The 12,502-nt window shown below is 49.0% G+C and carries 6 protein-coding genes, 10 tRNA genes and 3 rRNA genes; all 19 read left to right on the top strand.

What is annotated here, in order from left to right; genetic code table 11:
• Positions 1–98: 98 nt before the first annotated feature.
• Positions 99–1,650, top strand: a 16S ribosomal RNA gene (locus ABIC22_RS09050).
• Between the two features lie 106 nt (positions 1,651–1,756).
• Positions 1,757–1,873, top strand: a 5S ribosomal RNA gene (rrf, locus tag ABIC22_RS09045).
• Between the two features lie 31 nt (positions 1,874–1,904).
• A tRNA-Ile gene (locus ABIC22_RS09040) sits at positions 1,905–1,981 on the top strand.
• Positions 1,982–2,004: 23 nt separating this feature from the next.
• A tRNA-Ala gene (locus tag ABIC22_RS09035) sits at positions 2,005–2,080 on the top strand.
• 136 nt (positions 2,081–2,216) lie between these two features.
• Positions 2,217–5,144: ribosomal RNA gene (locus ABIC22_RS09030) — 23S ribosomal RNA — on the top strand.
• The 16S, 23S and 5S rRNA genes sit together here with 10 tRNA genes alongside, the layout of an rRNA operon.
• 81 nt (positions 5,145–5,225) lie before the next feature.
• Positions 5,226–5,317: transfer RNA gene (locus ABIC22_RS09025), tRNA-Ser, on the top strand.
• Positions 5,318–5,359: 42 nt separating this feature from the next.
• Positions 5,360–5,436, top strand: a tRNA-Met gene (locus ABIC22_RS09020).
• Positions 5,437–5,445: 9 nt separating this feature from the next.
• Positions 5,446–5,521 (top strand) — tRNA-Val (locus tag ABIC22_RS09015).
• A 5-nt stretch (positions 5,522–5,526) separates the two neighbouring features.
• Positions 5,527–5,602 (top strand) — tRNA-Thr (locus ABIC22_RS09010).
• Positions 5,603–5,611: 9 nt separating this feature from the next.
• A tRNA-Asp gene (locus ABIC22_RS09005) sits at positions 5,612–5,689 on the top strand.
• A 19-nt stretch (positions 5,690–5,708) separates the two neighbouring features.
• Positions 5,709–5,781: transfer RNA gene (locus ABIC22_RS09000), tRNA-Phe, on the top strand.
• Between the two features lie 12 nt (positions 5,782–5,793).
• Positions 5,794–5,879 (top strand) — tRNA-Tyr (locus tag ABIC22_RS08995).
• A 7-nt stretch (positions 5,880–5,886) separates the two neighbouring features.
• Positions 5,887–5,959 (top strand) — tRNA-Lys (locus tag ABIC22_RS08990).
• 154 nt (positions 5,960–6,113) lie between these two features.
• The gene (locus ABIC22_RS08985; RefSeq protein ID WP_354480278.1) at positions 6,114–7,307 is read left to right on the top strand and encodes a PucR family transcriptional regulator; all 1,194 of its coding nucleotides are present in this window, start codon (positions 6,114–6,116) and stop codon (positions 7,305–7,307) included.
• Between the two features lie 103 nt (positions 7,308–7,410).
• Complete coding sequence (locus ABIC22_RS08980; protein WP_095292957.1) at positions 7,411–8,535, top strand: ABC transporter ATP-binding protein; 1,125 nt, start codon at positions 7,411–7,413, stop codon at positions 8,533–8,535.
• A gap of 284 nt (positions 8,536–8,819) precedes the next feature.
• Positions 8,820–9,758, top strand: coding sequence for an HPr(Ser) kinase/phosphatase (gene hprK / locus ABIC22_RS08975; RefSeq protein WP_095292959.1), 939 nt, complete (start codon positions 8,820–8,822; stop codon positions 9,756–9,758).
• Positions 9,759–9,909: 151 nt separating this feature from the next.
• Positions 9,910–10,947, top strand: a complete 1,038-nt coding sequence (gene lgt / locus ABIC22_RS08970; protein WP_354480274.1) for a prolipoprotein diacylglyceryl transferase — start codon at positions 9,910–9,912, stop codon at positions 10,945–10,947.
• A 6-nt stretch (positions 10,948–10,953) separates the two neighbouring features.
• The gene (ppaX, locus tag ABIC22_RS08965; protein WP_354480271.1) at positions 10,954–11,610 is read left to right on the top strand and encodes a pyrophosphatase PpaX; all 657 of its coding nucleotides are present in this window, start codon (positions 10,954–10,956) and stop codon (positions 11,608–11,610) included.
• Positions 11,607–12,140: an acyltransferase gene (locus ABIC22_RS08960; protein ID WP_154896753.1), complete on the top strand. Its 534-nt coding sequence runs from the start codon at positions 11,607–11,609 to the stop codon at positions 12,138–12,140. Before ppaX ends, ABIC22_RS08960 begins: the two co-directional genes overlap by 4 nt.
• Positions 12,141–12,502 lie beyond the last annotated feature (362 nt).

Raw genomic sequence — 12,502 nt, 5'->3', positions numbered from 1 at the left:
CTGAACAACGAGTGAGTAAATGATCTTGCTTGCAAGATCAACAATGAGATTTTTAATCTCGTCAGATTCAAAATGAGCTAATCGCTCTTTTCGATACTTTATTGGAGAGTTTGATCCTGGCTCAGGACGAACGCTGGCGGCATGCCTAATACATGCAAGTCGAGCGGACTTGAAGAGAAGCTTGCTTCTCTGATGGTTAGCGGCGGACGGGTGAGTAACACGTAGGCAACCTGCCCTCAAGCTTGGGACAACTACCGGAAACGGTAGCTAATACCGAATACTTGCTTCCTTCGCCTGAAGGAAGCTGGAAAGACGGAGCAATCTGTCACTTGAGGATGGGCCTGCGGCGCATTAGCTAGTTGGTGAGGTAACGGCTCACCAAGGCGACGATGCGTAGCCGACCTGAGAGGGTGATCGGCCACACTGGGACTGAGACACGGCCCAGACTCCTACGGGAGGCAGCAGTAGGGAATCTTCCGCAATGGGCGAAAGCCTGACGGAGCAATGCCGCGTGAGTGATGAAGGTTTTCGGATCGTAAAGCTCTGTTGCCAGGGAAGAACGTCCTTGAGAGTAACTGCTCAAGGAGTGACGGTACCTGAGAAGAAAGCCCCGGCTAACTACGTGCCAGCAGCCGCGGTAATACGTAGGGGGCGAGCGTTGTCCGGAATTATTGGGCGTAAAGCGCGCGCAGGCGGTCATTTAAGTCTGGTGTTTAATCCCGGGGCTCAACCCCGGATCGCACTGGAAACTGGATGACTTGAGTGCAGAAGAGGAGAGTGGAATTCCACGTGTAGCGGTGAAATGCGTAGAGATGTGGAGGAACACCAGTGGCGAAGGCGACTCTCTGGGCTGTAACTGACGCTGAGGCGCGAAAGCGTGGGGAGCAAACAGGATTAGATACCCTGGTAGTCCACGCCGTAAACGATGAATGCTAGGTGTTAGGGGTTTCGATACCCTTGGTGCCGAAGTTAACACATTAAGCATTCCGCCTGGGGAGTACGGTCGCAAGACTGAAACTCAAAGGAATTGACGGGGACCCGCACAAGCAGTGGAGTATGTGGTTTAATTCGAAGCAACGCGAAGAACCTTACCAGGTCTTGACATCCCTCTGACCGTCCTAGAGATAGGGCTTTCCTTCGGGACAGAGGAGACAGGTGGTGCATGGTTGTCGTCAGCTCGTGTCGTGAGATGTTGGGTTAAGTCCCGCAACGAGCGCAACCCTTGATCTTAGTTGCCAGCATTTCGGATGGGCACTCTAAGGTGACTGCCGGTGACAAACCGGAGGAAGGTGGGGATGACGTCAAATCATCATGCCCCTTATGACCTGGGCTACACACGTACTACAATGGCCGGTACAACGGGCTGTGAAGCCGCGAGGTGGAACGAATCCTAAAAAGCCGGTCTCAGTTCGGATTGCAGGCTGCAACTCGCCTGCATGAAGTCGGAATTGCTAGTAATCGCGGATCAGCATGCCGCGGTGAATACGTTCCCGGGTCTTGTACACACCGCCCGTCACACCACGAGAGTTTATAACACCCGAAGTCGGTGGGGTAACCGCAAGGAGCCAGCCGCCGAAGGTGGGATAGATGATTGGGGTGAAGTCGTAACAAGGTAGCCGTATCGGAAGGTGCGGCTGGATCACCTCCTTTCTATGGAGAATCGTTTCCCGTAGCGGAAACATTCAAATCTAAAATCTAGCCAGGTCGGCTAGTTACTCACTCGTTGCTCAGTTTTGAGAGCTCAAACTCTCAAACGTTTGGTGGCGATAGCGAAGGGGTTCCACACGTTCCCATCCCGAACACGACCGTTAAGCCCTTCAGCGTCGATGGTACTTGGACCGCAGGGTCCTGGGAGAGTAGAACGCCGCCAAGCGTAAACCCTATTGGGTTTCAATATTAATTACGGGCCCTTAGCTCAGTTGGTTAGAGCGCACCTCTGATAAGGGTGAGGTCGGTGGTTCGAGTCCACCAGGGCCCACCATTTACACTTTCATAATTTGATATGGGGCCATAGCTCAGCTGGGAGAGCGCCTGCCTTGCAAGCAGGAGGTCAGCGGTTCGATCCCGCTTGGCTCCACCAACAAGATTTCAAGCTTGTTCTTTGAAAACTAGATATCGAAACGAAAATTGCGAATTAGAACATTCCTTTTAGCTGAACTTGTGTTAAAACAAGTTTCAAATATTAGTGATAACTGCATTGCTCCACTGGAGCATTTGGTTAAGCTACTAAGAGCACACGGAGGATGCCTAGGCGCTAGGAGCCGATGAAGGACGTGGCGAACAACGATACTGCCTCGGGGAGCTGTAAGCAAGCTTTGATCCGGGGATGTCCGAATGGGGAAACCCAGCTGGGGTAATATCCAGTTACTCACAACTGAATACATAGGTTGTGTAGAGGCATACCAGGGGAACTGAAACATCTAAGTACCTTGAGGAAGAGAAAACAATAGTGATTCCGTCAGTAGCGGCGAGCGAACGCGGAACAGCCCAAACCAGAGAGCTTGCTCTCTGGGGTTGTGGGACGTCTCACATGGAGTTACAAAGGAGCCGGTTAAATGAAGAGGTCTGGAAAGGCCCGCCAAAGAAGGTAAAAGCCCTGTAGTTGAAAGTCTGCTCTCTCCGAGACGGATCCCGAGTAGTGCGGGGCACGTGAAACCCCGTATGAATCCGGCAGGACCATCTGCCAAGGCTAAATACTTCCTAGCGACCGATAGTGAAGCAGTACCGTGAGGGAAAGGTGAAAAGCACCCCGGAAGGGGAGTGAAATAGAACCTGAAACCGTGTGCTTACAAGAAGTCAGAGCCCGTTTTAGGGGTGATGGCGTGCCTTTTGTAGAATGAACCGGCGAGTTACGTTCCCGTGCAAGGTTAAGGTGAAGAGCCGGAGCCGCAGCGAAAGCGAGTCTGAATAGGGCGACATAGTACGTGGACGTAGACCCGAAACCGGGTGATCTACCCCTGTCCAGGGTGAAGGTGCGGTAACACGCACTGGAGGCCCGAACCCACGCACGTTGAAAAGTGCGGGGATGAGGTGGGGGTAGCGGAGAAATTCCAATCGAACTCGGAGATAGCTGGTTCTCCCCGAAATAGCTTTAGGGCTAGCCTCGGAAAACAGAGTCGTGGAGGTAGAGCACTGATTGGGTGCGGGGCCCGCAAGGGTTACCAAGCTCAGTCAAACTCCGAATGCCATAGACTTACTTCCGGGAGTCAGACAGTGAGTGCTAAGATCCATTGTCAAAAGGGAAACAGCCCAGACCATCAGCTAAGGTCCCCAAGTGTGTGTTAAGTGGGAAAGGATGTGGAGTTGCACAGACAACCAGGATGTTGGCTTAGAAGCAGCCACCATTGAAAGAGTGCGTAATAGCTCACTGGTCGAGTGACTCTGCGCCGAAAATGTAACGGGGCTAAACACACCACCGAAGCTATGGCTTGATGCTTTGCATCAGGGGTAGGGGAGCGTTGTATAAGGGTTGAAGGTGTACCGTAAGGAGCGCTGGACATTATACAAGTGAGAATGCCGGTATGAGTAACGAAAAGATCAGTGAGAATCTGATCCGCCGAAAGCCTAAGGGTTCCTGAGGAAGGCTCGTCCGCTCAGGGTAAGTCGGGACCTAAGGCGAGGCCGAAAGGCGTAGTCGAAGGACAACAGGTCGAAATTCCTGTACCACCGTAAATCGTTACGAGCGATGGGGGGACGCAGTAGGGTAGTGACGCAGGCTGATGGATGCCTGTCCAAGCAGTGAGGCTGATGTGTAGGCAAATCCGCACATCGTAAGGCTGAGCTGTGATGGGGAGTGAAAATTACAGTAGCGAAGGTCATGATCTCACACTGCCAAGAAAAGCCTCTAGCCAGATGAAGGTGCCCGTACCGCAAACCGACACAGGTAGGCGAGAAGAGAATTCTAAGGCGCGCGGAAGAACTCTCGTTAAGGAACTCGGCAAAATGACCCCGTAACTTCGGGAGAAGGGGTGCCCCGGTAGTGTGAATAGCACGAGGGGGCCGCAGTGAAAAGGCCCAAGCGACTGTTTAGCAAAAACACAGGTCTGTGCGAAGCCGTAAGGCGAAGTATACGGGCTGACGCCTGCCCGGTGCTGGAAGGTTAAGGGGAGCGGTTAGGGAGCAATCCCGAAGCTGTGAACCGAAGCCCCAGTAAACGGCGGCCGTAACTATAACGGTCCTAAGGTAGCGAAATTCCTTGTCAGGTAAATTCTGACCCGCACGAATGGCGTAACGACTTGGGCGCTGTCTCAACGAGAGATCCGGTGAAATTTTAATACCTGTGAAGATGCAGGTTACCCGCGACAAGACGGAAAGACCCCATGGAGCTTTACTGCAGCTTGATATTGAATTTGGGTACGATCTGTACAGGATAGGTGGGAGCCTTTGAAGCATGAGCGCCAGCTTGTGTGGAGGCACCGTTGGGATACCACCCTGATCGTATCTAGGTTCTAACCTGGTGCCCTTAGCGGGTACGGGGACAGTGTCAGGTGGGCAGTTTGACTGGGGCGGTCGCCTCCTAAAGAGTAACGGAGGCGCCCAAAGGTTCCCTCAGAATGGTTGGAAATCATTCGAAGAGTGCAAAGGCATAAGGGAGCTTGACTGCGAGACCTACAAGTCGAGCAGGGACGAAAGTCGGGCTTAGTGATCCGGTGGTACCGCATGGAAGGGCCATCGCTCAACGGATAAAAGCTACCCTGGGGATAACAGGCTTATCTCCCCCAAGAGTCCACATCGACGGGGAGGTTTGGCACCTCGATGTCGGCTCATCGCATCCTGGGGCTGAAGTAGGTCCCAAGGGTTGGGCTGTTCGCCCATTAAAGCGGTACGCGAGCTGGGTTCAGAACGTCGTGAGACAGTTCGGTCCCTATCTGTCGTGGGCGTAGGAAATTTGAGAGGAGCTGTCCTTAGTACGAGAGGACCGGGATGGACGTACCGCTGGTGTACCAGTTGTTCCGCCAGGAGCACCGCTGGGTAGCTATGTACGGACGGGATAAGCGCTGAAAGCATCTAAGCGTGAAGCCCCCCTCAAGATGAGATTTCCCAGTATGTAAGACCCCTTGAAGACGACGAGGTAGATAGGCTGGGGGTGGAAGTGCAGTAATGCATGGAGCTGACCAGTACTAATCGGTCGAGGGCTTATCCAAATTGCAGGTTCTAGTTGCACGTTTCGTTTCGGATCTAGTTTTCAGGGAGCAATCCTTGTTATATTGTTTAATTGACTGTTTGGAGAGATACCCAAGTGGCTATAAGGGGACCCTCTGCTAAGGGGTTAGACTGCGTAAGCGGTGCGAGGGTTCGAATCCCTCTCTCTCCGCCATCTTTATCCTAAGATGGACAAGCAATCAGCGTTTATTAATATGGCGGTGTAGCTCAGCTGGCTAGAGCGTACGGTTCATACCCGTGAGGTCGGGGGTTCGATCCCCTCCGCCGCTACCATATTACCCAGGAGGCTTAGCTCAGCTGGGAGAGCATCTGCCTTACAAGCAGAGGGTCGGGGGTTCGATCCCCTCAGCCTCCACCATATACGCCGGTGTAGCTCAACTGGTAGAGCAACTGACTTGTAATCAGTAGGTTGGGGGTTCAAGTCCTCTCGCCGGCACCATTAATGCCTGGAACCGTGGTGTAGTTGGCCTAACATGCCTGCCTGTCACGCAGGAGATCGCGGGTTCGAATCCCGTCGGTTCCGCCATTAATCTAAAATTAAATAAGGCTCGGTAGCTCAGTCGGTAGAGCAGAGGACTGAAAATCCTCGTGTCGGCGGTTCGATTCCGTCCCGAGCCACCTTTTAATCCTGGAGGATTAGCGAAGTGGCCAAACGCATCAGACTGTAAATCTGCTCCCGTACGGGTTCGGTGGTTCGAATCCATCATCCTCCACCAGTTTTATGAGTCATTAGCTCAGTTGGTAGAGCACCTGACTTTTAATCAGGGTGTCGAAGGTTCGAGCCCTTCATGACTCATCTTGTTAAAAAGAGCGATTAATCATTAATTTGATTAATCGCTCTTTTTGTATATAAAATTAAACAGCTGATTACAGATTCCAAGGCATGGAAGGCGATGTATTGTAAGATATGATAAAATAATAGAAAAAAGCAAAGTGGTGGCGTTCATTATATGAAGCTCATACTTGGTCTTAAACAACAGATTGAATCCATTATCGGCACTAGCTTGGACGAATACGAGATTACCGTAGAAGAATGGAATCAATCTGCAATGCAGTTAATCGGTTGGGAACAGAATCAAAGTGGTTTACTTGAGATGGAAACTCCCGAGGAAGGACAACCTAATCAGGAGTTTGCTTCTGACGCGATAGCCAGTGTAAAAAGTTTAAATACAGAGGAACGTATCTACTTCAAAGTTAAGTTTAAGGAGAATGAAGGAACTTTAGTATGTTGGGGTTGTTCTGCTAGCTCCATAACAATGGAAACAAGACGTTTAATTGAATTGCTGATTACTAACAGTTCAGACAGAATAGCTGAAGAGCTGCCAGTAAAATATGAGAATAATCGGGAACAGGAACTTGCTGAATTGGGGAAATGGCTTCGGCAGAAGATAGAACACCCGGCGGAGCAGGAATCCATTCCGGAGCACTTTTCATTTCGGGATGAGATGCATTCTGAAAAGATCCCGTTTCTACTGCAATGTGAGACACCAGACGCCCATCGTATTCGTTCAAAGGAATTGAACAAGTTACTGGGGAGTTATTTTGGTGAGGACATTATGCTGATTCCTCTGGGAGAGCAGGACTGGCTCTTTCTGAGCGATGAGCAGATTGTAACAGGTGAAGCGGAAGAGGATACTCTCGAAGCAAAAAAGGATTTACTAAATGCTTTTTGTTTGGGGCTATATGAGTTGGTGGCGAGTGAATGGGCAGGTGTGTTTCATTTATCTGCGTCCATGCCGTGTATTCCAGTACATGAGTTATCGACAATTACTGCTCTGCTTGAAGAGAGTATTCATTTGGGAAGAGCATTTCACGTGGCTCAGCATATTCACTTACCATGGGAACTGCATCTTGAGCGATTGGTGGCGAGTATTCCTGAACAGCAGCGTCTTCGTTTTATCAAGGAGACAGGTAAGGATACGGCGATTTTTGAGGATAGTGAGACACTTGCGACACTGGAGACCTATTTTAGTCTGGACTGCAATGTCAGTGAGACAGCAAAGCGCCTTTTCATCCACCGCAATACGCTCGTATACCGTCTGGACAAGATCAAACAGGAGATTGGTTACGATGTAAGAAGCTTTGAAAGTGCTGTTCTGGTGCGGCTTTTGCTCCTTATGTACAAAGTGACGAAAAAGCTCTGATATTTTTGTGCAGTTTGCGAATAGTCAAACATCACATGGATGGGTTAATATAAAACTACAAAATGTATTCGATTACAAAATGATCTCTGAGGAGGCAATAATCATGGCTGGTGTACGTTTAGAGCATATTTTCAAAAAATACCCGGGTTCTGATAAAGCAACAGTAGTTGATATTAACCTGGACATCAAAGATAAAGAATTCTTGGTACTGGTTGGACCGTCCGGTTGTGGTAAATCAACAACACTGCGTATGATCGCAGGCCTTGAGGAAATTTCTGAAGGTAAACTCTATATCGGTGACCGTGTCGTTAATGATGTTGCTCCTAAAGACCGCGATATCGCGATGGTATTCCAATCCTATGCCTTGTATCCGCATATGAGCGTATATCAAAACATGGCGTTTGGTTTGAAACTGCGTAAAGTGAAAAAAGACGAGATCGACAAACGTGTTCGTGAAGCAGCTAAAATCCTGGATATCGAGCATTTGCTTGAGCGTAAACCTAAGGCATTGTCCGGTGGTCAACGTCAGCGTGTCGCTCTGGGACGTGCGATTGTCCGTGATCCACAAGTCTTCTTGATGGATGAGCCTCTTTCCAACTTGGATGCGAAACTTCGTGGTCAGATGCGTGCGGAAATCACAAAGCTTGCTAAACGTTTGGAAACAACAGTTATCTACGTAACGCATGACCAGATCGAAGCCATGACCATGGGTGATCGGATCGTCGTTATGAAAGATGGTATCATTCAACAAGCAGCTTCTCCTGAAGAGCTGTACAACCACCCGGCTAACCTGTTCGTAGCAGGTTTCATCGGTTCCCCGACAATGAACTTTATCTCGGGTAAACTGGCTGAGCAAGGTGCTAACCTGCACTTCGTAGCTCCAGGCGTGGACGTTGAAATCCCGCAAGGTAAAGCACAAGTGCTGAAATCAAGAGGATACATTGGCAAGGAAGTTATTCTGGGTGTTCGTCCAGAAGACATCCACGAAGAGCCAGTATTCCTGGAAGCATCCCCGAACTCTGTATTCTCTACACACGTAGACGTAACAGAGAACCTGGGTCACGAAATGCTCCTCTACTTGAGCGGTGTGGGTAACGATACGACTATCGCACGTGTAGATGGACGTTCCAATACTCGTGATGGTTCCACAGTTAAAATGGCAATTGACATGAACAAGGTTCATATCTTTGACAAAGAGACTGAAGTGAACGTTCTCCTTCAAGACTAATCATACTGGGATTCCTCGGATCCGATGGAACATCAGTTAACGCAATCATACATTGTATTCAGAGCCCCTTCCGTTGTTGCTGGAAGGGGCTTTTTTAATTAATGGCGGCTGTGGCCCGCGATTGCATTCAACACTGAATTCATTTAAGATTATTTGAAGGCTGGTTTTGTTTTGTAAAGTCTGTAACCTGAAAAAACAAAATGAATGCGCTAATAATGGAATGGAAAAGACGCAAAAATGCTGATGTACATAGAGAGGCAGCGAATGCTGAAAGGAAGAGACAAATGGCGAAAAAAGTGAAAGTATCTGAATTGGTACAGCAGTTCCAGCTTGAGGTCGTTTCCGGATCTCAAGGTTTGAAGAGAGTAATTACTGTAGATGACTTGAACCGTCCTGGCCTCGAAATGGCCGGTTATTTTGAATACCATCCACAAGAACGGGTACAGCTGCTTGGGAGAACAGAGCTGGCCTTTTTTGCAATGTTACCTGAAGCAGAACGTCGTGACCGGATGCAGCGCTTATGCACAGAGGAAACGCCGTGTATCTTGGTGACTCGTGGACTGGAAGTACCACAGGAACTTATCGAGATCAGTGAGGAGCAGAATCTGGCGGTGCTTCGCAGCAACATGGCAACGACAATTCTGTCCAGCCGTATTACCGGATTCCTGGAGCGTAAGCTTGCGCCTACGGCAACAATTCATGGCGTACTGTGTGATGTGAACGGAGTTGGTATGCTGATTACTGGCAGCAGTGGTATTGGTAAGAGTGAAACGGCACTTGAATTGGTGAAGCGCGGACACCGCCTGATTGCCGATGATGCCGTTGAAATCCGTCAAACATCAGACTTCCAGCTGCACGGAACCGCACCAGAGCTTATCCGTCACCTGCTTGAGATTCGTGGAGTCGGGATCATCAACGTAATGACACTATTTGGTGCAGGAGCTGTTCGTAACAATAAAAGAATTACCCTGGTAGTGCGTCTCGAGGCTTGGCAGCAGGACAAGCAATATGATCGCCTCGGTCTGGATGAGGAAACAACACGAATCATCGATACGGATGTACCGCTGGTAACCATTCCTGTTCGCCCGGGACGAAACTTGGCTGTTATTATTGAAGTAGCGGCGATGAACTATCGTCTCAAGCAAATGGGACTTAACGCCGCACTGCAATTTACGAACAAGCTGACAGCAACGATTTCGGAAGACATGGAAGACATGGACTAGGATTGTAGAAATATCTATTAGAAATGTAGGAACATGAGTTATACGTATTTAAAATAAAGACCAAAAATGGCCTGCTCTACTTCTTACGGATTTGGAGCAGGTCCCATTTGGTCATGCATACAGATGAGTGAATTTATAGGAGTGTGAATGAATGGATACATTATTACTGTTGAACCCCATTGCGTTCTCCATTGGAGCGTTAAAGGTTCACTGGTATGGGCTTATTCTCGGTACCGCAGCACTCGTTGGCCTGCTGCTGGTCATCCGGGAGGGCAAGCGGTACAACATACCGCAGGAAGTATTTATGGATATGGTCCTGCTGGGTGTACCTTCTGCCATTATCGGAGCTCGTATATACTACGTAGCTTTTCGATGGGATGATTATAAGGATAATTTCTGGGATGTCTTTAAGATATGGAATGGTGGTATCGCAATATATGGTGCGCTGATTGGCGCAATCATTTGTGCCGTCATTTTCTTCCGACGTAAAGGGTACAATTTTTGGCGCATGGCTGACATTTGCGCACCTGGACTCATTGTTGGTCAGATGATTGGACGCTGGGGGAACTTTGTAAACCAGGAAGCCTACGGCGGACCTGTGGAAGAGTCCTTTTTACGGGACAAGCTGCATTTGCCAGACTTTATCGTCAATCAGATGAATGTGGAAGGTGTATTCCACCATCCTGCATTTTTGTATGAGTCGTTATGGAGCCTTGTTGGCTTGGTTCTGTTGTTAGTTCTTCGTAGGCAAAAGTTTCTGCGTGCTGGTGAGTTGTTCATGTCCTACTTTATCTGGTACTCCATCGGTCGTTTCTTCATTGAAGCTCTGCGTACAGACAGTCTGGGCTTCCAGGCACCACAATGGCTTGCTTCGCTCGTCAACGGTCTATGGTCTCCAATGACTGCACTGGGCTTCGAACAGGGTTATCTGGATCCAGCCTACGGGAACGTAAGAATCTCGCAATTGCTCGCCATTGGCATCATTATTGCAGCTATCATATTTATCGTAGTGAGAAGAGTAACAGGAAAAGCGGATGCACGTTATAGTGATCCAATTGTATCTTCCAAGGTCTCATCTGAACCAACGGATGATATGCCGCAAGCAGGCCCGGTTGCCAGCAAAGAGAGTAAAGCAAGCCCAAGCCCCGATAAAGAGGAGACGAAGCAAGCTGAGGATAAAAAGGAGTAATGCAGCATGATTGAAACGGTATTATTTGATCTCGACGGAACGATTATTGATACAAATGAGCTGATTATCAGCTCATTCCAGCATGTCATGGAAGGATGGGAGCATTCTGCTCCGTGGACGCGTGAACAGATCATCCCGCACATGGGAGGCACACTGGAGCAGCAGATGCGTACCTTCTCCGGACAGGAAGAGGTGGCCGAGTATGTCAAAGGGTACCGTGCATATAACGATATCCATCATGAAGCGATGGTAAAACCTTTTCCGCATGTGAATGAGGTTGTTGAGGCTCTGCACCAAGCGGGTATTGTGATGGGAGTAGTGACGACCAAGATTCGCCCATCTACGCTTAAAGTGCTGGAACGTTTTGACCTGATGAAATATATGAAATCCATTGTAACAGTGACCGATGTAACCCATCCGAAACCTCATGCTGAACCTGTACTTAAAGCAATGGAGGAGCTGGGTGCAGACCCGGCTACAACGCTGATGGTTGGGGATAGCCCGGTCGATATCCAATCCGCCCAAAATGCAGGTGCACTTGCGGCAGGCGTTGCCTGGTCTCTTAAGGGAGAGGCAGCGCTGAGTGAATATGGCCCGGATTATATATTACATGACATGAAGGACTTGCTTGCGCTGACCCGTATTGAAACGGGACGTTCATGAGGAAAGTCACCCGCTATCCGGTAGAGGGCCACAATGCACTCTGGCATATCTACAAGACGGTAAGTCCGTGGAAGGGTGTTCGCAACTTTATATGGATTCAGTTGTCTCGGTACTGTCCGATTCTTCCGGTGAAGAACTGGATCTATCGCCACATGCTCGGTATGAAGGTGGGCAAACATACGGCATTTGGACTGATGGTTATGGTGGATGTGTTCTTTCCCGAGAAGATCACAGTTGGTGAAAACTCAGTCATCGGTTACAACACAACAATTCTCGCACATGAGTACCTCATTAAAGAGTACAGATTGGGAGAAGTCATTATCGGTGAAAATGTGCTGATCGGTGCCAACACGACAATCCTTCCGGGGGTAACTATCGGGGATGGAGCAGTGGTTGCTGCAGGAGCGGTCGTTCACAAGGATGTAGCCCCAGGAGCTTTTGTCGGTGGGAATCCACTTCGTGACCTATCCCGCAACGTGGATACCAGTGAATTGGAGCTTCACGTGAAAATGGATGAGCGTGTCCATTAGGGTAGGGTATCAAAAGGTAGCAGTGGACACCGGATCTAAGTTATGAGGAGTCGCCCAAAATTACATGATATACAGAGGCATACGGCATTTGTGCTTCTGATGAGTTAAGCTGCTGATGGCAGCTTTTTTCGTATACAGATGTTGTTGAAAGGAATTGTTTGAACAGAAATAAATGTTAAGGCAGAGCCGGTAAACTAAAGGACGGTATTGTTGACGATGAGGAGTCATTCATGTTATCATATCCCATATCCTTTAGTTTGTTAGCACTTTACCATACGAAAGCATTATGGAGTAGTAAGAACTTATCATCAATCAAGAACAGATCAAGAATGCATCAAGAAGGCTGCCCGGCAGTATCTGAA

Origin of the sequence: Paenibacillus sp. PvP094 (assembly GCF_040546835.1) — a bacterium.
Taxonomy (GTDB): domain Bacteria; phylum Bacillota; class Bacilli; order Paenibacillales; family Paenibacillaceae; genus Paenibacillus; species Paenibacillus illinoisensis.
The sequence above is the reverse complement of the archived record's forward strand: the minus strand, read 5'-3'. Positions and strand labels throughout refer to the sequence as shown.

Bases quoted from the DNA above. Each gene is read 5' to 3' on its own strand.
- lgt (WP_354480274.1), top strand. From the start codon at position 9,910: ATGGATACATTATTACTGTTGAACCCCATTGCGTTCTCCATTGGAGCG.
- hprK (WP_095292959.1), top strand. From the start codon at position 8,820: ATGGCGAAAAAAGTGAAAGTATCTGAATTGGTACAGCAGTTCCAGCTT.
- ppaX (WP_354480271.1), top strand. From the start codon at position 10,954: ATGATTGAAACGGTATTATTTGATCTCGACGGAACGATTATTGATACA.
- ABIC22_RS08980 (WP_095292957.1), top strand. From the start codon at position 7,411: ATGGCTGGTGTACGTTTAGAGCATATTTTCAAAAAATACCCGGGTTCT.
- ABIC22_RS08985 (WP_354480278.1), top strand. From the start codon at position 6,114: ATGAAGCTCATACTTGGTCTTAAACAACAGATTGAATCCATTATCGGC.
- ABIC22_RS08960 (WP_154896753.1), top strand. From the start codon at position 11,607: ATGAGGAAAGTCACCCGCTATCCGGTAGAGGGCCACAATGCACTCTGG.